At 52.9% G+C, this 22,734-nt stretch carries 15 protein-coding genes and 2 pseudogenes; 9 read left to right on the forward strand and 8 right to left on the reverse strand.

Going from position 1 to position 22,734, the window contains the following annotated elements; translation table 11 throughout:
• Positions 1–4 precede the first annotated feature (4 nt).
• Positions 5–1,699: an arabinofuranosyltransferase AftB family protein gene (locus MHK04_RS05420; RefSeq protein ID WP_200288547.1), complete on the forward strand. Its 1,695-nt coding sequence runs from the start codon at positions 5–7 to the stop codon at positions 1,697–1,699.
• 137 nt (positions 1,700–1,836) lie between these two features.
• Positions 1,837–2,850 carry an alpha/beta hydrolase gene (locus tag MHK04_RS05425; RefSeq protein WP_023020077.1) on the forward strand — a complete coding sequence of 338 codons (1,014 nt, stop codon included), beginning with the start codon at positions 1,837–1,839 and terminating at the stop codon, positions 2,848–2,850.
• A gap of 328 nt (positions 2,851–3,178) precedes the next feature.
• Here the strand turns inward: MHK04_RS05425 and MHK04_RS05430 are convergent.
• Positions 3,179–4,371, reverse strand: a pseudogene (locus tag MHK04_RS05430) (IS1249 family transposase).
• An 885-nt stretch (positions 4,372–5,256) separates the two neighbouring features.
• On the opposite strand from MHK04_RS05430, the gene MHK04_RS05435 reads away from it, so the two are divergent.
• From MHK04_RS05435 to MHK04_RS05445, 3 genes are all read left to right on the forward strand, one after another.
• Positions 5,257–6,066 (forward strand): GDSL-type esterase/lipase family protein, encoded by an 810-nt coding sequence (locus MHK04_RS05435; protein WP_198010439.1) that lies wholly within the window; start codon positions 5,257–5,259, stop codon positions 6,064–6,066.
• A gap of 378 nt (positions 6,067–6,444) precedes the next feature.
• Positions 6,445–9,714: a cytochrome P450 gene (locus tag MHK04_RS05440; RefSeq protein WP_239208195.1), complete on the forward strand. Its 3,270-nt coding sequence runs from the start codon at positions 6,445–6,447 to the stop codon at positions 9,712–9,714.
• Between the two features lie 38 nt (positions 9,715–9,752).
• Positions 9,753–11,438 (forward strand): AMP-binding protein, encoded by a 1,686-nt coding sequence (locus MHK04_RS05445; RefSeq protein WP_239208196.1) that lies wholly within the window; start codon positions 9,753–9,755, stop codon positions 11,436–11,438.
• Positions 11,439–11,540: 102 nt separating this feature from the next.
• Here the strand turns inward: MHK04_RS05445 and MHK04_RS12255 are convergent.
• From MHK04_RS12255 to MHK04_RS05465, 7 genes and pseudogenes are all read right to left on the reverse strand, one after another.
• Positions 11,541–11,708, reverse strand: a pseudogene (locus MHK04_RS12255) (IS3 family transposase); the annotation flags it as partial.
• A gap of 45 nt (positions 11,709–11,753) precedes the next feature.
• On the reverse strand, positions 11,754–12,362 hold the full coding sequence (locus tag MHK04_RS05450; RefSeq protein ID WP_239208197.1) for an IS3 family transposase: 609 nt from the start codon (positions 12,360–12,362) through the stop codon (positions 11,754–11,756).
• A 37-nt stretch (positions 12,363–12,399) separates the two neighbouring features.
• Positions 12,400–12,615, reverse strand: a complete 216-nt coding sequence (locus MHK04_RS12260) for a hypothetical protein (protein WP_375545484.1) — start codon at positions 12,613–12,615, stop codon at positions 12,400–12,402.
• Between the two features lie 1,155 nt (positions 12,616–13,770).
• Positions 13,771–14,829, reverse strand: coding sequence for an SGNH/GDSL hydrolase family protein (locus MHK04_RS12265; protein ID WP_367404176.1), 1,059 nt, complete (start codon positions 14,827–14,829; stop codon positions 13,771–13,773).
• Entirely contained in the window at positions 14,712–15,512 is an 801-nt protein-coding gene (locus MHK04_RS05455; RefSeq protein WP_232212561.1) for a GDSL-type esterase/lipase family protein, read from the reverse strand. Before MHK04_RS05455 ends, MHK04_RS12265 begins: the two co-directional genes overlap by 118 nt.
• Positions 15,513–15,560: 48 nt before the next feature.
• On the reverse strand, positions 15,561–16,391 hold the full coding sequence (locus MHK04_RS05460) for a GDSL-type esterase/lipase family protein (protein ID WP_239208198.1): 831 nt from the start codon (positions 16,389–16,391) through the stop codon (positions 15,561–15,563).
• Between the two features lie 800 nt (positions 16,392–17,191).
• Positions 17,192–17,515 carry a hypothetical protein gene (locus MHK04_RS05465; RefSeq protein ID WP_239208199.1) on the reverse strand — a complete coding sequence of 108 codons (324 nt, stop codon included), beginning with the start codon at positions 17,513–17,515 and terminating at the stop codon, positions 17,192–17,194.
• Between the two features lie 342 nt (positions 17,516–17,857).
• Between MHK04_RS05465 and MHK04_RS05470 the strand changes: the two genes are divergently transcribed.
• The 4 genes from MHK04_RS05470 (at position 17,858) to MHK04_RS05485 (ending at position 22,713) form a co-directional block, all read left to right on the forward strand.
• Positions 17,858–19,258 (forward strand): NAD-dependent succinate-semialdehyde dehydrogenase, encoded by a 1,401-nt coding sequence (locus MHK04_RS05470; RefSeq protein ID WP_239208200.1) that lies wholly within the window; start codon positions 17,858–17,860, stop codon positions 19,256–19,258.
• 137 nt (positions 19,259–19,395) lie between these two features.
• The gene (locus tag MHK04_RS05475) at positions 19,396–21,342 is read left to right on the forward strand and encodes an alpha/beta hydrolase-fold protein (protein WP_023027781.1); all 1,947 of its coding nucleotides are present in this window, start codon (positions 19,396–19,398) and stop codon (positions 21,340–21,342) included.
• Positions 21,343–21,344: 2 nt separating this feature from the next.
• Positions 21,345–21,776 (forward strand): hypothetical protein, encoded by a 432-nt coding sequence (locus tag MHK04_RS05480; protein ID WP_239208201.1) that lies wholly within the window; start codon positions 21,345–21,347, stop codon positions 21,774–21,776.
• Between the two features lie 22 nt (positions 21,777–21,798).
• Positions 21,799–22,713: a cutinase family protein gene (locus MHK04_RS05485; RefSeq protein WP_023020061.1), complete on the forward strand. Its 915-nt coding sequence runs from the start codon at positions 21,799–21,801 to the stop codon at positions 22,711–22,713.
• Positions 22,714–22,734 lie beyond the last annotated feature (21 nt).

Raw genomic sequence — 22,734 nt, forward strand, 5'->3', positions numbered from 1 at the left:
TCCCGTGCTTAACACCGACCACAAGAGTATCGCCCGCTGGAGTACCCCGGCGGTCGTTCTTGTGATCGGTGTTTTATCTTTGTGGGGCGGTTTTGCGCGCCGCTGGATTTCCGATGACGGACTCATTGTCCTGCGAACCGTGCGCAACCTCGAAGCCGGAAATGGGCCCGTGTTCAATATGGGCGAACGCGTAGAGGCCAATACCTCCACGCTGTGGCAGTACCTCATTTTCCTGGTGCGCTGGGTGACCCACGCAAACCTAGAAGGCATCGCCATTTACTTGGGGCTCATCCTGGCGGTAGTAGCAATGGTGGTCGGTACGGGGGCGTCGGCAAGCATTCGCTCTGGCGCTGTTCTTCCGGCCGGTGCGCTGGTGTATCTGGCCCTTCCGCCGGCCAGGGACTTCTTCACCTCGGGACTGGAGTGGGGCCTCTGCATTTTCTATCTAGCTGTGCTCTGGTCGCTATTGCTGCGTTGGTCGCGGCCGGCCCGCCATTCCAATAGCAATAGCGACGCCTACTGGCTAGCTTTCTGGGCCGGATTGTCTTGGCTGGTGCGCCCAGAGCTCGCCCTGTACGGCGGTCTGGTGGGAATCATTCTCCTCGTGTCTCATCGATCGTGGAAAGTTATCGCTGTCGCGGTGCCGTTGCCGCTGGCTTATGAGGTCTTCCGCATGGGCTACTACGGCCTGCTGACCCCACACACGGCTGTGGCTAAGTCCGCGGCTGACTCCGAATGGGGCAAGGGGTTTACCTACCTGGCGGATTTTGCCGGCCCATACTGGCTCTTCCTGCCGCTTATCGTGCTCGCCGTGGCAGGTCTATGGAAGGCAAACCTGCGCCCCACCGCGGTGTGCTCTACTGCCACCGCTATTTATCTCTTTGAAGGCACTGCGCTCATTCACACGCTCTACGTGCTGCGCGTGGGTGGAGATTTCATGCATGGTCGCATGCTTTTGCTCCCACTTTTTGCGGCACTGCTTCCCATTTTTGTGGTGAGCGTTCGAGCATGGATAGCCTCCGTGTTCTGTGCGGTATGGGCGCTAGTTATCGTTCTGCGCGGACATCCGGTGGACCGCAGCATCTACGAGGGCGAGATCTCCATCGTGGATGAGCGCGATTTCTGGACCAACGCGACCCAGCGTGAGGATCCTCCCATGCGGGCCGAAGAATTCCTCGGCGCCAAGTTTATGGAGGACTACCAAGAGGGCATCGACGAGCTGGAGGCTGGCGACGCCATGACCTTCCGCTATATCAAGGGGGAAGATAGGTTCTCGTGGACGGCGGCCCCCGCAGATCCCTCGCGCACCGACCCACCGACCGTTTACCTGCTCAATTTGGGCCTTTCTTCCATGAATGCACCGCTGGATATTCGCGTGCTGGACAATATTGGACTCAGCAATCCTTTGGCGGCGCGCCAGCCACGCATCGTGGGTGGACGCATTGGGCACGACAAGAGCTTGGATATGTCATGGCAGGTGGCAGACTCTGCCGTCGATATTGACGAGGTTCCGGCGTGGATTGATAAGTACGAGGTTGCCAAGGCTCGCGCCGCTCTTGCCGACGCCGATTTTCAGAAACTCTTCGCCACCTACAGGGATCCTTTAACTTGGGACCGTTTCTGGAAAAATATTAAATTCTCCCTGACAGACGGGCGGACCCTAGCCTTCTCCTCGGATCCCTCGGACTACCTGCACTAATTCCTTCAAATGCAGACTTTAGGGCCAACCTAAGTTACACTAACCTGTGACATTGTTATCGATCCGTGACGTTAACGATATACGGGGTTCGGACGATAAAGCTTAGTGACAATCACCGAGTAGTTTGGAGGAGAAAGATGACTGCTTCCATCAAGGGTCGCGTCCTTTCAGTCATCATGGCAGTTGCCGTAGCTTTGGGCTTGGCCGTCGTGGCGGGCTCCCAGCCGGCCGAGGCAGCCAACCGCGACTGGCTGCGCCGTGACGCCACTGGTACGTGTGAGTGGGACAAGGTTGCCTGGTGGGTCCAGCGCTGTGACGTGTGGTCCCAGGCCATGGGCCGCACCATCCCGGTACAGATTCAGCCCGCAAAGCGCGGCGGCAATGCTGCCCTCTATTTGCTTGATGGTCTCCGTGCCACCGATCGCACCAACGCGTGGGTAAACGACGTCAATGCTGCAAGGACCTACGAGCCGCACAACATTACCTTGGCTATGCCGGTTGGCGGTGCCGCTTCCTTCTATGCTGATTGGCAGGGGCCTGCGACCTACGATCTATCAAACCCCGTTAATTATAAATGGGAGACGTTTCTGACCAGCGAACTCCCAGGCTATCTGGAGCGAAACTTCGGCGTTGCACGTAACAATAACTCTATTGCGGGTTTGTCGATGGGCGCTGGTGCCGCGCTAACCCTGGCAGCGAAGCACCCGAATCAATTCCGGCAAGCGCTGTCTTTTTCCGGTTTCTTGACTACCACTGTTCCGGGGGCACAGACGTTCATGCGTCTGGCTATGTTGGATGCTGGTGGCTTCAATATCAATGCAATGTACGGATCGCTGTTTAATCCGAAGCGTTTCCAAAACGATCCGCTGTTGCTGATCCCTCAATTGCGTAACACTAATCTATATATTTCTTCGGCCTCTGGTATTCCTGGTCCTGGGGACAGCCATTATCTGCCAGAGCATCAAGCCGCTGGGGCAGCCTTAGAGGTCGGGTCTAACGTGACTACTCACGTGTGGGAAGGTGCTGCGCGGCTGCAAGGTCTAAATCCGACTGTAAGCTACCCAGCCCAAGGCCTGCACAACTGGGAACAATTTGGTTATCAGCTTAATCGCTCTAAACCTCAAGTTCTGAACGTGATGAACGCGTGGTAGCGCAGTAGTTCATTTACTAGAGTTGGTTGTTTGAACAGTGTCCTTATAACTAAAGGCCGACAGCTAGAGTTGAAGATCGCAGTACAATCATGGTCTCGCTATATTGAATTGGTATGAATCTGAATGGCCCTACGGGGTCGCCTCTTGCCACATCTGATTGAGTGGACACGGGTGTGGTTCTACGCGACTAGTCCGATTTTATTTGCGGTCATAGCCATCAAATTGATGGAGCAGTAATAGCACCACGAGTTCCGTCGTTTCGCCTTGTAGCGTGCGTACCAGATAAAAATTTCCTGTGGGATACGAGATGTTTTGAGGAGAACTTGGCTTAAGGGTCAAAATGTGTGTCTGGCTCGGCGTGTCGCTGGGATTGGATTTGGCCTTTTTGGATGCCGATTGAGTGGGTGTACACGGTGTCGATACCGTTGTCGTAGAGGGCTGGTCGTCCTGTTTCGTGGTCGGCTTGGTTCTCGGTGTGGGTCAGGATGGATACTTTGGCGAGTTGGTCTTGGCCCCAGTGGGACTGCTTGGCGATGCGTAGTGGCTCGTCGGGCAGTTCTGCTTTAGATAGAGCCACCACTCGAGCATTCGGCGTTGGCGTTCTCCGCGTCGTCCGCGGTTTGTTCTCGCTAGTAATTTCAACTGGGGGTTGATTCCGCCTTCGAGACTATTGGTGGTGGCTTATATTCGTGAGTATCAACGACTCCTTCAGGCGGGGTGAGGTAGACAAGCAGCAGGTCGCTACGCCAGGCTGTTGTAGGCCTTGCGCACGTTTGCATGGGCCAACGTATGCGTTCAATGGACTGTTTGGGGTCTTTGACGAGGGTCTTTTCCTGTAACCAGGTGCGGTAGACTGGGGCGAATCCATTCAGTTGTGCGCCCCCATTGGCTGGCTTGGTCGATAGTGGTAATGCGTGTGAGTTTGGGTGCCAGTTGGTAGATGGGGCACCCAGCATCAGTACGTGGACGTGAGGTGGTATGGTGGCGTACCACACGCTGAGCATGCACCAGGCAGCGTTGGATGACAGTGGTAGGCCAGCACTGTTTGATGGCACTAGCAGCTCCTTGCTCGCCGTCAATGACGGCGATTGAAGGCGCTGATATTCGTTCCAATAACTGTGTGTAGGCATGGGTGGTTTCGCGCTTGCACCAGTGGCAGGCAATGACGTGGTCTAGGGTGCCGGCCACGATTAAGCATCTGCTGGCGGTGTAGGTGCCGTCGATAAAGACTTGGTCATAGATCCGCCCGGTATGACCGACGATGAGGTCGGGAACATCTACAAGCCAGCACCAGCTAAAGCGTCGTTTCGTTGTTGAAGCACTGACACCATTTTGTGTAGCCAAAGCTTCCAGTGAAGTTGTGGAGATGCAATGTTCGATGAACTGGCTCAATGCGGCAGCTTTGGTGACATCTGGTCGGCTTTTATTGACTGAAACTCCGCAGGCCTTACACCGCCTTCGGGTAGTTCCTTTGCATTTGGTATCGCCGCCGCAGTGGCAACGTGGTCGATCCTTTGGCATTGGGCCACCAGACCACCGCCTATTACCACGGGTTGGCTACCACATCGTGGATTTCGCATCTGAAGCTCAGATATACGCCCGCGAAGCATATATCCTGCGAAACCCTACAGGTCAGAATCTAAAAATACCTGATCTTAGACATGCATTGTGACCCTCAACCCCCGTTTTATTCGAACAGCGTAAAGAGAGCGTCAAGGGAATTTTGGTATCAGTGGTAAAGCGCACTAGCAGTCAGTTAGCGCGTGTAGGTGCCATTCCGGTGCATTGAACGAAAAACGGCCCTACTAAGGAGCAGTGCACCGCCAAAGCGATATTCCAATGTGTCAACTCGAATGCATGCTTACAAACTAGCCACGCCTTCTGCTCAAAAGACGGAGGAATGTCCGAACGCTGGTCAAGCATTTATGGTTTGCATGTAGTGGAATCCGCGCAAATATAGTGCTCTAATGCGAGGAGATTTAGCAAGTAATGGGGACACATGGGATACAGCGCAGAAAGGGATTTCTAAAAAAGCTACAAGCTATACAGAATATCCCTGAGGAACTTTGAGATGACGTGTAACATTTTAACGAAAGCTGAAGAACTATAAATAGTGCCACTGCGGTACTTTCAAAGATTGGCCAGTCAATTTTAACCTTGAGAAGAGGACCAATGAAGATACGAAAAATTTGCGGTGTAATAGTCGCGCTCGCCATCGGGGTATCAGGGGTGCCAATTGCACAGGCAGCCCCTTCTTTACCATCGTTACCTCAACAAGCGCCGACGCTTCCCCCGTTGCCGCAAATGCCACCGCTTCCCCAACTGCCGCAAATGCCACCGCTTCCCCCGTTGCCGCAAATGCCACCGCTTCCAGCGGCACCAATAAACCTCCAACCAAAGCCTCAAGTGAACCAAAACGTTCGGGAAACCTATCTGAGCTTTGGCGACTCCGTAGCGGCCAACCCTACAGCACTAGACGTGGCGGTATACAAGACTAAAAAGAACGTCCCGAATCTTGAGTGGCCAACCATTCGCAATGGCTCCTGCGCACAGGATCCTAACAACTTTGCAGTTCAGGCTGCGAAGCGTACTGGCCTGCGCCTAGAGGACTATTCTTGTCCGGGAGCGACTGCATACGTCGAACCGCACGGAAATGATGCAATCCCACATGACACAGTTCGTCAGCAGGTTGAGCGAGCAATAGCGGATCGTAAGCTCGATGCGAATACGCGGCTGGTGACTATCAGTGCTGGAGTTAACGACACTTACCAGCCAAATAACTTGCCATCAATGACTACACAGCCCCAACGAATGGCTCGTTACGATGCGGCAATGACAGGTGCTATTAACCGTGTGAAAAGCGTCGCCCCCAACGCAAAAGTAATTCTTCTGGGAATCCCAGATGAAACAGATGGGCACAATCATACATGTGGCTCTAATCTTCTAGGGGTTACCAGTCACTGGTATTTCCCACTTGTGGCCTATTACCAAGATGAAGTGCGAGAACAGCAACGATTGGCCGCTCTGCATACGGGAAGTGAGTTTCTGGATATGGTCGCCGAGATTTCCGTTCAAAGTGGCAAGAATGGGTGCTCTAATGATCCTGGACGTTATGGTGCCTCGATCTTTGACGATTCACCGCATAAGTTGGCCGGGCATCTCACTGATGCCGGGCACGGATATTATGGTAGGCGTATTGCCGAAACTTATCGCTAAGGCATCCAAATGGGTCAACAGGCAGGTGATGGAAATAGCCACTAATTCCTGTCTATGACTTTTACTAGAAGAGACGGCAATTTCGTCATTGACACAGAAAGAACGACGATATGACTCCTGAGTTTGTATTCACACTGGTCCAGAACTATCCGCTCACGACGCCGCTGGTTCATCTAACCGGTACATTGCGTTTAGACAATTTCTTGGACAGAACCTTGAATGCATGGCCGAGCATTCAACAAGTATTTCAATTATTTTAGAAGTACGCCTTCAAGAGCCATTTAACGTAGCTGTACAAATTCCTATCTGTAAGTCCAACAAGGACTTCAATCCGAGACGTATTACTGCGATGTGAATTCAAAGAAGGAGCTAATCTAGATGACTGGCACTATCACCAACGCCTCGAAAAATGACAATAACTCAACTTGTTTGGCGGAATTGCCAGGACCCAAGGTTTACCCGTTTGTCGGAACTGCATATTCGGTTGACCCTAATAACGTTGTACAATCCGCAACTAAGCTTGCTAAAGAACATGGGCGATTTTATCGACAGGTAATCCCTGGGACAGAGCCTTTCTATGTAGTGAGCTCCTTCGCACTGGTGGATGAACTATCGGATGAATCCCGATTCCATAAATTAGTCCACCCTGCTCTGCAAGTAGTGCGTAATTTTGCGGGGAATGGACTGTTTACTTCTGAATATGATGATCCGGAGTGGGGCAAAGCCCACCGTATTCTCATGCCGGCGTTCAACCCGTTAGCGTTGCGGAGTATGTATGGTCAAATGACGGACATTGCGGACCAGTTAATGCTTAAGTGGTCCAGAAATTCTTCAGGAGCGGCAGTTGACGTTGCTAATGATTTCACTCGTTTGACTCTCGATACGATCGCGCTATGCTCGTTCAGCTATCGGTTTAACTCGTTTTACACCGAAGGTTTCCACCCGTTTGTCAATGCAATGGCAAGAGGCCTACATCATGCAGGCCGAAAGGCTCACGCACTTGAAATTCAAAAAAAGCTTGACTTTATTGGTCAACACCGATTCCAGGGGGACATTAAAACCATGGAAAATACGGTGGATGAGTTGATTTCAGAGCGGCGTCGGAATCCCAGCGCTGAGGGTGATGAAGATGTTCTCGACGTGATGATGAATGCTGAAGATCCGTCGACTGGTGAAAAGCTAAGCGATGAGAACCTTCGTTATCAGCTCATTACTTTTCTGATTGCAGGCCACGAGACTACCTCAGGACTTCTAAGTTTTGTGGTGTATGAGTTAATCAAGAATCCGGAAGTCCTTCAGAAAGCTCGAAAATTAACAGACAAGGTTTTGAATGGTCGCTTTCCTAAGTATGAAGATCTTAAAAATCTGGGATACATAGACCAGATCTTACGTGAAGGCTTGCGACTATACCCGACGGCACCAGCATATGCTGTGACACCTTATGAAACCACCACAATCGGCGAAAATGGAGGAACGGCTGGCGACCCTGTAACTGTTAATCCAGGCGACACTCTTCTTGTCCTTTTGGGACACATGCATCGTGATCCGGCTGTGTGGGATAGTCCTGAGGAATTTAGACCGGAGAGGTTTGAATTTGAAAGTGCAAAGAAAATTCCGCACAACGCCTGGAAGCCGTTTGGCAACGGCGAGCGATCCTGCTTAGGCCGTGCATTCGCCATGCAGGAAGCGACAATGGTTCTTGCTTTAATTATCCAACACTTCGATCTTGAATTCGCTGATCCTTCATACGAACTTACCATGTTGGATGGACTCACTTCGAAACCGAAAGATCTATTGATCAACATCGCTCCGCGAGAAAAGTTCCCGTACCGGGGTCGAGGCGGGGAGTCTGAGACCGAAGCAGGTGGGTCGATTTCCGGCGAGGAAAGGCTTGACAAGGTTGCGGTTGCCGAGCCAAACGGGCATAAGCTGCGGCTATTCGTCGGATCCAATGCTGGGACTTCTCGGAATCATGCGAAAAAACTGGAAGCGTTCGCTAATTCGCAAGGTTTTGAAACGGAGGTGGCTGACCTCGATGATGCAGTTGATGACCTGCACTCTGGAGACGTAGTAATAATTGCTACCAGCTCTTATGAGGGATTGCCGCCGGAGAATGCGAAGTCTTTTTTCAAGTGGCTGACCACTGGGGACTGTCCTGACTTAGGTGAAGTAAGCTTTGCCGTAGTTGGTAGTGGTAATTCCGAATGGGCGGAAACGTTCCAACGCGTGCCGTCAGTCATCGATCAGGCTATGGAAGCGGCGGGGGCTAACCGGCTCGTCGATAGAGGAGCTGTAGATGTTCGCGGAGACTACCTCTCGGATTTCGCGGACTGGGAAAAGCAGCTTTGGCAGGCTATTGGAGATCATCTTTCGGTAGAAATTAACAGCCAAGACGAAGCGAATTCAGTTCAGATCCAGTACATGAGCGAAGGTCGAGCAGATGCCCTGTCGACCGATTCGGAGAGCGAGTTTTTTGAGGCCGAAGTTCAAAAAGTTGTCAGGCTTTCAACCGCCGCAGATGGACCGATCAATGATAAGTACCGGGTGGATATAGAGCTACCTCAAGAAGTTAATTATTCTACAGGTGACTATCTTGAAGTACTACCGCGAAATCCAGAAGTTTCAGTAAATCGCGTTTTGGATCGATTTAGGCTGTCAAGCGAAGCCCGCATAAAGCTGAACGGCAAATCTACGATTCTTCCAGTCGGCCAAGTGATGGCTCTTACTGAACTGCTTACTAACTACGTTGAGCTTGCAACTCCAGTTAGTAAACAGCACATCGGCATCCTACAACGCAACTGTGTGTGCCCCCCGGAAAAGAAGGAATTGGAAATGCTCCTTGAGCCGGCCACTTATGCTCAGTTGTTGAGGAATAGGACCTCATTGATAGACCTCCTCGAGAAGTATTCATCAATTGATTTGAGCTTTGAAGAGTATTTGTCCCTCCTTGAGCCACTGAAGCCCCGCCGCTACTCTATTTCCTCCTCCTCTTTGGCGTCTACGAATCGGGTGTCCCTTACCTTCTCTAGGCTAGAGTCTCCAGCTTGGTCTGGAAGTGGAGTTTTTTCCGGTGTTGCCTCTAACTATCTAGCTGGACTAAAACCAGGGGCAAAGGTTTGCGTTTCCGTTGTTGGTGGAAACCCCCATTTCCGCGCCGATGACGTGGACAAACCAGTGGTGATGATTGGTGCGGGTACAGGGATCGCACCTTTAAGGGCGTTTATCGAGGAACGCGCGATTCAATCACGGAATAGTAGGCGTGCTGTGGAACCTGTACTACTCTTTTTCGGATGCCACGGACCAGATTCGGATTACTTGTATCGGGAAGAATTGGAAGTCTGGGAGAAAGACGGTCTAGTCGACGTTAGGACAGCCTTTTCTAGGCATCCAGAAATGAATTCTTCCCAAAATGAGGTGAAGTACGTCCAAGACAAAGTATACGAGAATCGTCACGAGGTAATGGACTATATTTCCAGGGGCGCGAGGGTCCTAGTTTGCGGAGATGCGACCAAGGTTGCGCCCTCGGTGCGTGAAGTCATGCGAACGATTGTTGGGGAACATCTCAACCTAGATGAAAGCGCTGCCGCCGCTGCAGTTGGAAAGATGGAACGAGAATCGTTTACCTATGTCACTGATGCATTTTCATAAAATTGCAACTAGGTAATTTAAGCCGTGAAAGGAAAACAATGTCAAAATACACACTGCAACCTAACACTCAGCATGGTGTTCCTAGGAAGGAAGTTGTTCGTCAGTTCCTTTACTTTCTTAACGTCATTCGGAAAAACAACATCTTTGAGTTCGGTTCGGCGCGGGAGGTAAGGTCCGACTTTGAGACTATTCGAAGGTTTGGGACGTTGGAAAGTGGCGCATTGGCGAATACCGCACGCCGTCACCCTGAACGTCTGGGCCTAGTTGATGATGACGGCGAGCTAACGTTTGGTGAGTGCTTCGAGCAAGTGACTCGACTAGCAACCGGACTTCTCAAAAACGGTGTGGAGGACGGAAGCAATGTAGCCGTCATGGCACTAAACGGGCGTGCTGCAATATTTCCGCTTTGCGCACGTCAGATGGCTGGCTACCATATTTTCATGATTAACGCCAACAGCTCTGGCCCTCAGATCGAGCGCGTGCTTGAGTTCCATGAAGTTAAAACCCTCATCGTGGACCAATGTTTCTACGAAAGGCTTACGGAGACTACTAAGAAGACGTGTCAGATCATTATTGGTCACGTGGAGGATAGCTCCTCCCTCCCTGAGGGTGTCCTTACTATGGAGGGAATCATAGAAGCCGGCAGTCCTAATTTGAGCCTCCTGCCCAAAAAGCCTACGAAGTCTCAGCATGTCGTGATGACCTCGGGTACCACAGGAATGCCGAAGGGAGTTGTACGCCGTCAGCTTAAGTCGCCTCAGGGTATTGGACCGGTTTTGGACGCTATCCCATGGCGCCGAGATATGTCTGTCCTTCTTACAGGCGTACTATTTCACTTCTACGGCTGGGGTAATATGCTGTTGTGCTTATTTACCGGTTCGACGATAATTACTCAACGCAATTTCGATTCAGCGAAAGCACTTGAACAAGTGGAACGGTATGGTGTGGATGCGTGGATCAGCTCCGCCTCTCGGCTTCGCGGGATGATAGGTTATTTGGATAAGAACGGTATTGACCGCGTGCCTGGCCTTGAGTTTGTAACGTCCTCGGGTAGCCCCCTCACCCCTTACGAGGTGCAAAAGGTAAATCAAAAGTTCGGCCCCATTTTCCACAATTGCTACGGTTCCACTGAAACTTCTGGTCTTGCGATTTCGGCAGCCGAAGACTTGGCGGCAGACCCAACGTTGACTGGTACTATTCACCCAGGCTCAATGATTGAGATACGAAACGATGACGGTCAAGTGGTTCCCGACGGCGAAGTAGGGGAGATTTTCGCCGGTGCCTACGACATGTTTGCCGGATATACCGATCCATCAATTGATATTAAAACTCAAAATGGGCTACTGCGTATGGGTGATCGCGGCTATAAGAAGGGAAATAAGCTATACGTGGGCGGGCGTGCGGACGACCTAGTAATTACGCAGTATGGTGAGAAGATTTTCCCTTCTGAGCTAGAGGACTTACTGATCCGAGACAGTCGTGTCGCAGAGGTACATGTACACGGCGTTCAAGATCCTGACTTTGGCCAGGCTCTCCGTGCCTACATCATTCGGGAAGACGGCGTGAGTTCGGAGGAGCTTACAGAAGATGAAGTTCGCCGGCTAGTCCGCGAGGGCTTGTCCGACGCGCACACTCCTCGCGACGTGTTTTTCGTTACTGATCTTCCTCGCAACCCAATGGGTAAGGTTATACGCCCTGAGCTTCCTGGCAAGTCGACAGCCTAGAGAGTTCAATTCGTCTGTGTAGGATGAGATTTTTCTAAGCCTATTCTCCCCTCTGCTTGCCTCCTGATATGAACCGGCCCCAAAAGTTGGACTGGTTTAATTCTAGGTGGTTAGACGTTCAAGGGCTTGATTCCGATAGTGCATCGGGGTCAGGCCCTTTAGTCGTTGTTGGATGGGTTCGGTTTTGTACCACTGGATGTAATCTTCGATAGCATGGGTGAGTTCCTCGACGTTGCTAAAATCTTCTCCGTGGTACATCTCGGTTTTAAGTGTCCGAAAAAGTTGACCATTACTGCGTTGTCGTCACAGTTGGCTTTACGCGACATCGACTGAGCACTGCCGTTGGCGTGAATCAAAGTACGCCAGGTCGACTGCTGGTATTGGAAGCCTGGGTAGGTGTGCATCATCCACCCAGCCTTCGGCGCACAGGCCGCAATCGCTTTTGTCAATGATTTTGACGATAAACGCTATCGACGGTGATTTAGACACGGTGTGAGGGACAATGGGACGGTCGATGAGATCCATTACTGGGGACAAATACACTTTGCGGCCTGCAGTCCTAAACTCGGTAACGTCGCTAACAAAGATGGTGTTGGGCTTGTCTGGAGTGAACTTGCAGTCAAACTTTTTGCCAGCAATGCGACGGATGGTTCCTGCGTAGGAAGTGAAGGGCTTGCGCTGACGGATTTTGGTCCGAAGGCCCATCTGGCGAATGAGCTTGTAGACGAGTTTGTGGTTGACCAGCCAGCCTTTATTACGCAAGTCCGGCAACACTTGCCGGTGGCCGTAGCGATGCTTGTTGCGCCCGATGCTTCCTAGGATTGTTTGCTTTACCGCAGCATGCTTATCTGGCTTTTCGAGTCGCTTTTGATCGTAGAAGAATGTCGCCCGTGGCATACCTGCCGCTGCTAGGAGGTCTTCCAAGCGGTGTGGCGGCTTGGGGTTAACGATCGCCTGTTTTTCAGGAGTGTCCCTGGTTTCTCAAGTACCGCAATTTTTTTAGATAGGCATTATCGGTTCGCAACTGGTCGTATTCGCGAGGCAATTTGTCTCCTTCAGTAAGCATCTTCGGGTTAGCTGCGCCTTTAGGCCTACCCTTCGGCTTGGGCTTTAACGCTTCATCACCGCCTTTTCGCCATTTCCGCGGCCGATCTCTGACCACCTGATCTGGCGACAGGCCAAACTCACGGACAAGATTGTTCTTTGTCTCGCCGGCGAGGTGGCGTTGGACAACTTCTTTTTGACCTCGAAGGAGTACTGCCGCTTTGAGGGCTTTTCACAAGACATAGCTTGCCATGGAGCAAGACTCGACCAAACAAAACAAGGACTGGATCAACGCGAACACCAACATGTTGAGCTGCAGCCTAGTAACCATAACTCGGGCCGCCAATTCTCCCGCTGCGCCACTGACAACGAACTACGTGCGCGAATACAACTGCTCCCCACTAGAGTAGGTAATTGATTTCTCAGGCGAAGTAATGGGGAGCAGTACAATACGGAAAGGCTGGGGGCTTCAGTTGGGAATACTTCTGAATGCCCGGGTGGTGGAAAATTATATAGTGGGGTCACTCTACAACCAGCTAAAACTACGAGCAATCTAGCAAGTTGCTCAAATTTTTCGAGATGCCGCCAAGATTAACCAGAGCGACTAAACTACACTTCTTCAACATAACTGAGTGGGGACCGTTGCTTGACGAGGGATTCGGTGGATTTCTCTTTCGACTGCTATCCACTGGTTGTTAAATTGAACAATTCATTGCTTAAAGGGGTATTTTTGACCCCGTACTCATATCACTATATGAGAAAGCCTGGAATGCTTGGGGCTAAGCATCAATCAACGCCGATGCAAGCTGCTACTCTGAAAAGCCCTGAAATGCCCGCATCCCCAAACGTTCTATCTTCTTTGCTTTGTGACGAAGAAGGCTGCCGTTTTTGAGAAGAACTCCCTTTTCATGTTTAGCTTAGCTACTTCTTTACGGGGTACGTCAAGTTTGGCGTGCTTGTCAATATCCAGGTCTCGCTAACTTGGCTGTCCATCGCTAGAGGAGGACCTCTGAGACCCGAGTTGGTTGATTGGTGTAGACTTCGTGAAGCTAGGCACCGTAAAATCCTTTCTCGCCTGGCTACACGAATGCCGCGGCCGCATTAACGCGTTTTGTAAACAGTCACCGCAACCAAAGGTCTCCGGCAGACGCATGAACGACCAGATAACCGCGCTCGGTGTTTACAATCTGAGGAAATCACGAGCCTCCGAACTACCTAAGGCTCGAATTGCTCGACTGTCTAGGCCAGTAGCCACTGAAATTTTCAACTGCTCCGCTCGGGCAGGAGGTTAGCGAACCTTGCGGGCGATTTCTTGTGCCATGTGTTGTTGGCCTAATGCGGTGGGATGAGCGATTAGATTGCCCTCGGGAAGCCCGTGGAAGTTGGAGTTTCGTTGATGCGGCGGTTTGCACCAACCTTCATCGTCATTTGGGGGGCTGATGTAAGTCGTGTGTGACTCCAAAGCTGCCTGTTTAAGCGTATAGTTCACCTTAGTGAGAAAGCTTTCAATGTATCGTCGATCGCTTAGGGAGAGAAAGCCACTTTCTGGGCACGTGTGCTCTGGGGTCGCGGCTGTGTAGTAACCTGTGAAGAATATTTGGGCTGCCGGTGCGCGTCTCTTTACATCGTTGGCTATATCGATCAGTCGCTGTTTAAGATTCCTGCCAGTGAAATCGGGGTTGTAGATACTTCCATCTGTTACAGGCTCGGCGAGGGGCGCGCACTCGGGTAGTCCGGGAATTTGAACGTGGGGTGCGCAACTAGCAAAAAGGGCGGCTAGGCCTGCGTCGTTTCCCCCGAGACTAATGGTGACTATTTTTGTGTCGGGGGTGAGATGTTGCTTCTGAGGACTTGGAGCGGTGAGAGGCAGAGCGTGATGTTGAGGGTTGTCATATTGGTAGGTAAACGCCCAAGCGCAGGTGGCATCGTCGAGCTGGAGGTTGAGGAGCTCAGCTAGTCGGTGGGGGTAGTTGTCTCGGTCCCTGACGCAGGCCGGGGTGCTCCCCGGAGCAGGCCGTGTGATTGTGCCCGTGGAGGCGTAGGAGTCCCCGAGTGCTACGTATTTGTCTCCTGGTCGGAGGGCTTGAGCGGAGGGTGCTAGGGCCGTGGTTGTAAGTATTGCGGTTAAAAGTGCGGCAGTGATTCTTTGGGCGTGCAAGAGTCTATCCAATGTACTAGGGAAGAAAAGCCTAGGCCTTTGATTGTTTACTCGGAACTGGCGGCATGGGGCTATTTTGCAATGTTTCGTCCAATGAAACGGCCGTATTCGTGTGTGCCGTGGGCATTGAGGTGGAAAGGCAGGTTTCCTGGTGCTGGTGGCATGATGTCGACGAGATTTACCCACCATCGGTCTGGGGAGCAGGCGTCGTGTCCTTGGGACATCGGCCATGCGTCGAGGAAGGTAGCGTTGTTTTGTTGCGTGACTTCACGGAGTGTGTTTTGGAGGCGCTGTTCGGTGCCAGCGGTATTACCGGCTGGGATGGGTAGTGGGTTTGATGACCCCAAGCCACTGTTGTAGCAGGACATGTTATTGAAAGATACATGTGGGTAGCCGACAACAGTGACTTTAGCATTTGGAGCATGGCGATGTGCTACGTTAATGGCGTTACGCAGACCGCTTCGGATTGCGCGTTCCGAAGCAGCAACATCAGACCCGTATGGGTATGTATCGTTGGCGCCTGCGACAATGACTACGTTTTTGGTCTGTGGGTTGAGATCGCCGCGTTGTGCGGCAGTTCGAAGCGTGTCTTCAATGTGTATACCGCCAGTTGCGAAAGAGGCGCCTGCGCATTGGTACTGATCCACGTGGGCGCCCCCAGAAGCGATGGCTATTTCATTGGCAATGGAGCCGTCGGTGACGCAGCCTACTCCGGTATTTGTCTTGACTTTGGCTTTATTTTGCAAGAAATCGGTGAGCGTTGGGTTTGCTACCACGCTGTCTCCGGTGAGGACAGTGTTGCCTGCTACTGCGGCTGTTGCAGTGATATTTCCGGCCATGAGAGCTGCGGCTGCGATGGAAGTTGCAACCATTTTAGTGTGGAGTCGCATTCTTAGGTTCTTCCTGGGATTGTCGTCTGGTTAACGCTTTTGAAGTTCGCTGGTGATGATTCTGGCCATTCCGTCGTGTCCGATATCTGTCGGGTGCATAGGCATGACGGAAGGTGCCGCTTGAGTTTTCAACGCTACAGTCCAACGCTGAGTGGCGTCAGGTTGGCAAGTGTCGTGGGTCTTGGCCTGGTCATAGAGGTTGATGAAGTTGGCTCCTAAAGCTTGTGCTGCGCGTCCGATTTCACGGTTGAATTCGGCTTCCGCATTAGTAGCACCTGGGAAGGAGATAGGCACAACTCTGATGCCATCGTTAATCGCGCACAGCGTGTCATTTACAGTCATTGGCAGGTAGTTGACCATAGTGATCCGCGCTTTGGGGGCAACTCGGCGGATTTTGCCGAACTCTAAGCCAAGCAGCGCTCGATAGTTGGATCCTTTAGGAATGTTTGGGAGGGTGGAGTTGGCTAGGGCATCTATGTGAGTGTCTGGCTGAAGGCCCCCATACATGAAAACGACTTCTTTAGTGTTGAGTCCGATATTGCCGGTACGAATAGCGTCATATACGTAGGCGTCGACCGAGTAGCTGGTCCCGTTACAGGAATAATCTGCGAGGGTGTAATGGAAGTTATCGGCGGTTTGATGCGCCCAGTTCCGTTTGTCATTAAAGCAGGGGTGGAATTGGATGTAGGGCTTGTAGGGGCTTGTAGATGCGCGGCTACCAGGTGCTCCGCCGTTGGCGGTAATAGAATCACCGAAGGTAACCATTTCCTGCCCTTGGCTTGCGTTGGCAGTTTGGGCGAGGGAGAAACTCGCGGTGAGGGCGATGAAGCCGGCAGCTATCCTGTTTTTTATATTTTTCATGGTCTTAGGGATCGGGAACAATAGGAGTGTGTGAGGTTTGCTCATCACCCCGACAAACGTAGTGCTTATACAGAGAATATCCAACTCTGAGGTGCAGTAATTCCTGTTATGGGGGGTGAAAATTGGTAGCCGTGTGAGCTTAGAGGCTCTTGAATCCGAGTCTGTGAAAGTATCATTTTTCCGTTTGTGACAAGTGCGAGTTTCCCGGCCTAAGTGTTTTGAAACAGTAACGCGTGAATAGGCGCTGATGCACCGGTGTATATTTAACTAGCAGAGGGAATAGGTAGGGAATAGGTGCAACGGGAGTGCGCGAACGCTATGAAATACTGCAACGTCGCGTATAGAAAACCGGTTTTCCGCTGACTTGCAACCGTCGTCCGAAACGATGGCCGTACGGCCACTGACAGCCAGTCAGAGGAGGGGGAATTAAAGAGCGGCTCAAACGCATCGCATTGGGGAGGAGATCGACAGGGAAGACTGTCCGAATGGTGCCTCCCCTCGAAAACGCGATTGTCTAACGACTTGATCCAATTCGACATGTAGTAGAGTTTTGGAAAAGAAAACTGGTTAAAGTCGACAATCTTCTACGTCCATGCTGTACTAACCGATTGCTTCGCTTTTCATAAGATCTGAAAGAACCTATGGCCTAGCAATAGGCGCCCAACCTGTAGCACGCCAATCAAGAGGACGTTTTCCCTAAAACTAGATGATAAAAGATTGCGGGTGGGAGGCGCATGCCTAAACTAGTGCCGTGCTGCAGGAGCTTTCAATATCACTAGCATGTGGTAAGGTGCCGAGTGTTAAATGGGGGGGTAACCGCCCAAAACACTGCCTAGTGCGCTGAGATCCAGTTCGGAAGACTGAAAGTCGTTCAGTAGCTCGGAAGAGCCAGTCTCGTTGAGGAAATTCGAGGAACCCAAGTCGCCGAAAGAGGAACCGCCAACCTCAAGGTTAACCTCTTCTGGGTAAGTCGGAGACGACATTGGTGGAAGCTCCGGGAGGTTTACTTCCGGCAAAGATATGTTCGGGAGCTTAATTTCTGGGAAGTTTCCTCCAGAAATGTGAACTAGAAGGTCTTTAATGGGACCAGAAACGATTTCGTTGATTTGAAGCAGTACGGCCATAGCCATTCCTTCAATCGTGGGGATAGTACTGGGTGGTACGTTCACAGGTGTTACAAAAGGGTGCAACAGTTACGTCTCATATGTTTTTGCGTCAGTACAGGTTCCGAGAAGCTACGTGGGCTGCTTCTTAGTGGCATTCAAGCCGGACATAGGTGTTGGATCTGGATGGGGGGCATTGGCCTGTCGCTTGGCATCAAATAATCATTAAATAAACGATCCTTAAATTATTCGTTTACTGGGGTTTCGGGGAGTTGTAAATCCTGCGTAACTAGCCCAATCTAGAGCCGAGTTCGTCGCTCCATAAGCTTGCGTGGGTTGTGATCCGCGACTATACAGGGGCCCATGTTCGCTATTGAGAATCCAAGCACAGGCAAGAGTGAAGACAAGTTTGAACGCATCGATGATTCGCAGCGCGATGACATCCTAGACCGTTCCACCGCGGCCTACGATGCATGGCGTAGTACTCGCATCGAGGAGCGTGCCGCGGTTTTGTCCCGCGCTGCAGACCTTTATGAAGAGCGCATCGATGAGTTGGCAGACCACATCGGTCGTGAAATGGGCAAGCTGACCCGTTGGGCGAAGGCTGAAGTGCAGATTGTTGCCGATATCTATCGCTACTATGCCGAGCATGCGCACGAGCTGCTCGCAGATGAGTACCTGCCGGCTCAGAACGCGCACAAGACCGTGGTACGCAAGGAGCCGATTGGCCCATTGTTGGGCATTATGCCGTGGAACTTCCCGTACTACCAGGTAGCCCGCTTCGCAGCTCCTAACCTGCTGCTGGGTAACACCATCGTGCTCAAGCACGCTTCCATCTGTCCGCTGTCTTCCCAGGCATGTCAGGACATCTTGGAAGAAGCTGGTCTGCCGAAGGATGCGTATATCAACATTTATGCTTCCGGTTCCCAGATGGATGCTTTTGTAGCGGATAAGCGCATCAAGGGCGTTTCTTTGACCGGCTCCGAGGGTGCAGGCTCTGCCGTTGCTAAGACCGCTGGTGAAAATTACAAGAAGTCCGTGCTGGAGCTGGGTGGCAATGACCCATTCCTGGTTATCGATGATGAGAATCTGGAGTGGGTATTGGATCAGTACAACCTGATTCGCATGTATAACACCGGCCAGGCCTGCAATGCGCCGAAGCGCCTTATCGTTCTAGAGGACTTCTATGACCGCACTGTGGAGTACCTGGAAAAGAAGATCGGGGACATGAAGGTCGGTACTTATGATGAGGAGAATGCCGATATCGGTCCGCTGTCTTCCATCGGCGCCCGCGATGAGATTGTGGAGCGCCTCGAAAAGGCCGCGGCCAACGGCGACGCCAAGATTCGCGTAGGCGGCAAGAAGATCGATCGCGAGGGCGCCTACATGGAGCCTACCCTGCTTACCGACGTCGACCCATCCGCCGACGTAGGCTGCAACGAGATCTTCGGCCCAGTGGCGATTGTGTACAAGGCCAAGGACGTCGAAGAGGCCATCGAGATTGCCAATAACTCTGAGTACGGTCTGTCTAGCTCCGTGTGGGGCACTGACTTGGATGCTGCGTTTGAAGTAGCCAACCAGCTCAACGATGGCATGACGTTTGTTAACGAGGCGTCGGTAACCGCAGCAGGCCTGCCATTCGGCGGCGTGAATCGCTCCGGCTATGGCCGCGAGTTGGCGCGCTGGGGCGTAGGCGAGTTCGTCAACGAGCACCTGTACCGCGTGAGCGGACAGGATAATCCGGGTAATTCCCCGGCAATGTAGCGGCGTGTCTGTCTAGCGTAAGTCTCAAGTTCAACTTAAACTTGAGTACACGATAGACAGCTCACGCCGTAGGCATCGGTCCGGGGGAGGGGAACCCTCGGAAAGGTACCGCGGCAAATCTTCAAGGACGTTTACCTATGCGCAAAAGCACTTCCCCGAGCAAGGCTCGCAAGGGCCTTGCTGTGGCCGCAGTACCTACCGCCATCGCCGTGGGTTTGGCCCTGCTGCCAAACGCCACCGCACAATCTTCTGTAGGCGATCTCTCTTCCGCAATCGGCGGCGATTCCAGCCTGTCCGATCATTTCGCACCGAAGGATCCACCCGCCCGCACCCCGCTGAACACCGAATACCCGGATGTTAAGGGCCTGCCGGAGGGCGTGAAGATCAACCGCGTGGAGTACCTAACCAACCGCCACTTGATGGTCTACATCAAGTCTGCGGCGATGCCGGACAAAGAGCAGAAGGTGCAAATCCAGCTCGCCCGTGACTGGTACTCCCACCCAGAAAAGAAGTTCCCAGAGGTATGGGCACTGGATGGCCTGCGTGCACGTGACGATGAGTCCGGCTGGACCATTGAAACCAATATTTTGAACCAGTACGCCGACCGCAACGTCAACCTGATCATGCCGGTAGGCGGCGAGTCTTCCTTCTACTCGGACTGGGAGCAAGCAGACCGCGGTAAGCACTATATGTGGGAGACCTTCCTGACCAAGGAATTGATCCCGATCCTGGACAATGAGTACCGCTCCAACCACAAGCGCGCGGTAACCGGCCTGTCCATGGGCGGTACTGCCGCGATGAACCTGGCTGAGCGCAACCCGCACCTGTTTAGCTTCGTGGGTTCTTTCTCCGGCTACCTCGATACCACTACGCGTGGCATGCCGGAAGCCATCATGGCTTCGCAGCGCGATGCCGGCGGTTATGATTCCCGCAAGATGTGGGGCCAGCCGGGCTCCCAAAACTGGATCGACCATGATCCAAAGCTGGGCATTGAAAACCTGAAGGACATGAAGGTATATGTCTCCGCAGGTTCGGGCAAGGATGACTTTGGCAACGCCAACTCCGTGGCTAAGGGCCAGGCAAACCTCGCTGGCATGGGCTTGGAGGTCATCTCCCGTATGTCCACCCAGACCTATGTTGATTATGCGAAGCGCGCCAAGATTGACCCTGTGGTTAAGTTCCGCCCATCCGGCGTGCACAGCTGGGAATACTGGCAGTTTGAGATGCAGCAGGCATGGCCATACATCGCAGATGCATTGCAGATGGACAAGGCCGACCGCGGTGCGGACTGTGAGGCAATCGGAGCCATCGCTAAGGAGACCAAGAGCGGCGTTATTGGCTCTTGCTTGAATAATGAGTACGACGTCGCTAAGAAGGGCAAGGCCCAGGACTTCGAGTCTGGCACCGCTTACTGGTCTCCAGACACCGGTGCGCATGCCCTCTTCGGCCGCATTGGTGCTCGCTACGCCGAAATCGGCGGACCAACCTCCTGGCTTGGCTTCCCGAAGACCGGCGAGTCCAAGACGCCAGATGGCAAGGGCCGCTTCGTGCACTTTGAGCACGGCTCCATCTACTGGTCCCCGGAGACTGGCGCTTGGGAGATTACCGGCGATATGTTCCAGGCTTGGGGCAAGAATGGCTACGAAAAGGGCGACCTGAAGTACCCGACCGGCTCGGTAAAGAAGGTTGGTGAGGGCTACATGCAGGAATTCCAGGACGGAATCCTTACCCGTAACCCGGATGGCTCCAACCAGGTAGTACACGGTGCTATCGGCGCCAAATACAAGGACATGGGCGGCGCGGAGTCTGCGCTCGGCTTCCCGACGTCAGGAGAGAACGCCGTCAATGGCGGCTTCTTCCAGACCTTTGAAAAGGGCAGCATCTACTGGTCCCCGAAGACTGGTGCGCACTACATTCTGAAGAGCAAGATTATGGACCGCTGGGGCCAGGCTGGCTGGGAGCAGGGCGAGTTCGGCTGGCCTACCTCTGACTACTCCGAGATTGCCGCTGGTGGCTTGAGCCAGGAATTCCAGCACGGCAAGATCAGCGAGGTTCTGGGCCAGGTTCGGACCGAGAAGAAGTAGTCATGCGCAAGCTAGTAGTAGTGGGCGCGGCGCTGTGCTTGACCCTTGCGGGGTGCGGTTCTGCCACGGTGGATAGCAAACCTTCGCAAGAGACCGAGGTCGCGCCCCTCGAGCGGGAGTCGGAGGCCCCTACCTCTGCGGAAGAGACATCCTCTAAGTCGCAGGAAGACCGCGGTGCGCGTGAGATCTCTGAAATTCCCACCGCCGAGCTGCCGGAATCGGAAGCCAAGTACCTAGGCAGGCTAAAAGACGCCGGCGTCAACGTTGATGGCGTAGAAGATCAGCTCCTCGGCGCGGGCAAAGCAGCCTGTGATGAGAATGATGTCACCCTCTCTGCGGTCGCCGGCCAGCTTGTTGAGCAACAGCGCACCACGATGGGCTTTGAAGAGCTTTCTAAGCTGATTACGGATTCCGCACGTACAGGGATTTGCTAGGTTCACCTGGTACAACTAATCCATGAGAAAAACCATTACCGTTGTCGCAGTCCTCGTCGTTTTAGCTGTTATCGGCGTGGGCGCGTCGCGTTACCTCAATAGTGGAACGGATGACTCCCCAGCTCCGCATTCCACGGAGCAGGCTGCGCCACCGCCGCAGCAGCCCGAGTGGTGCCCGCGCGTGGAGTTCATTTCCGCCCCGGGTACGTGGGAATCTGCGGCTGACGACGATCCCCTTAATCCTTCTGCCAATCCGCGCTCGTTCATGCTGTCTATTACGAAGCCATTGCAGGAGGCCTACGGGGAGGACGTGAAGGTATGGACCCTTCCTTATACCGCGCAGTTTAAAAACATCAATGCACAGCATGAAATGAGCTACGACGATTCCCGCAATGAGGGAACCGCCAAGATGAATGATGAGCTGCGCAGTGTGCATGAGAGCTGCCCGGCAACCAAATTCATTGTGAGTGGCTTTTCTCAGGGGGCGGTCATTGCAGGTGACGTTGCCGATGAGATCGGTGGCGGCCAGGGTGCAGTGCCGGCGGAAAGCATTGCAGGTGTGGCCCTTATTGCAGATGGTCGCCGCCAAAATGGCGTTGGCCAAAACCCAGGCCGCAAGGTCGGCGGCGTGGGTGCGGAAATTGCCCTCCAGCCGGTATCCGGTTTAGTTCAGCCCATCGTTCCGGGTGCGTCCATGCGTGGTGCGCGCCCGAATGGGTTCGGTAGCTTGGCGGATCGGACCTTCCAGATTTGTGCGCCCAATGATTCAGTCTGTGATGCCCCGCCAAACGTGTCTAATGCGCTGGAGCGCGCGCAGGGTTTGATTGCCGCGAATGGCGTCCATGCGCAGTACGCCTCTAATAGTGGTGTCATTGATGGCACGACGGCTAACCAGTGGGTAGTGGGCTGGGCCCGACAGCTTATCGACGCCGCGTAACAGCAATTCCCCACCCTCCGA

The sequence above is a fragment of the Corynebacterium nasorum genome, from assembly GCF_022345765.1.
In the GTDB taxonomy this organism is placed as follows: Bacteria; Actinomycetota; Actinomycetes; order Mycobacteriales; family Mycobacteriaceae; genus Corynebacterium; species Corynebacterium kefirresidentii.